1 protein-coding gene is annotated in these 989 nt (G+C 63.3%); it reads left to right on the top strand.

The window, feature by feature from the left end; all coding sequences use genetic code 11:
- On the top strand, positions 1-989 hold a 989-nt coding region (gene istA / locus RPS27_RS30800), incomplete at both ends, for an IS21 family transposase (RefSeq protein WP_313754916.1).

The raw sequence follows: 989 nt of genomic DNA, 5'->3' as shown, positions 1-989 counted from the left end.
TGAAGTACCGTCAGACCGATAGCCCGCCAGTGGCGGCGGCCAAGGCGTCATTCAGTGCGTCGACCGCCTATCGGATCGAGAGAGATCCCCGATTTCCATCGCAAAGGAAGGCGCCCCGCGGCCGGCAACGACCGGACCCGTTGAGCGAGGTGTTCGAGACCGAGATCGTCCCGATCCTGAAGGCGGCACCTGGCTTACGCCCGGTGGCGGTGTTCGAGGAGATGCTACGGCGTCATCCGGATCTCGGCATCGGTATCCGTCGTACCCTGGAACGTCGGATCCGTGCATGGCGGGCGGTCCACGGCGAGGAGCAGGAGGTGATCTTCCGCCAAACCCACGAGCCTGGCCAACTCGGCCTCTCCGACTTCACAGACATGGACGAGTTGGGTGTTACGATCGCGGGTGCTCCGTTGGATCATCGTCTCTATCACTTCCGTTTGGCCTATTGCGGGTTCGAGCACGCCCACGTCGTGCTTGGCGGCGAGAGCTTCGTCGCCCTGGCGGAAGGCCTGCAGAATGCCCTCTGGTCGCTCGGTGGGGCGCCGCGGGAGCATCGGACCGACAGTCTGTCGGCCGCATTCTGCAATCTCAATCGTGATGCACGGGACGATCTGACGCAGCGATACGAGGCCCTTTGTGCCCATTACGGCATGCGGCCTTCCCGCAACAATCGAGGCGTTGCTCACGAGAATGGTTCGATCGAAGGGCCCCACGGTCATCTCAAGCGAGCAATCGCGGATGCCTTGCTGCTGCGCGGAACTATCGACTTCGACGATCTTGCCACCTATCGCGGCTTCATCGACGAGATCGTCAGCCGCCGCAATGCCCGCAACGCCAAGCGGATCGATAGCGAGCGCGTGGTGTTGCAGGAGCTGCCCGATCGGCGCACCTCCGACTACGAAGAGGTGATCGTCCGCGTGACCTCGTCCGGCGGCTTCACCCTGCGCAAGGTGTTCTACACGGTGCCATCGCGCCTGATCGGTCACCGA

Source organism: Bradyrhizobium sp. WYCCWR 12699 (genome assembly GCF_032144035.1).
Classification (GTDB): Bacteria; Pseudomonadota; Alphaproteobacteria; order Rhizobiales; family Xanthobacteraceae; genus Bradyrhizobium.
The sequence above is the reverse complement of the archived record's forward strand: the minus strand, read 5'-3'. Positions and strand labels throughout refer to the sequence as shown.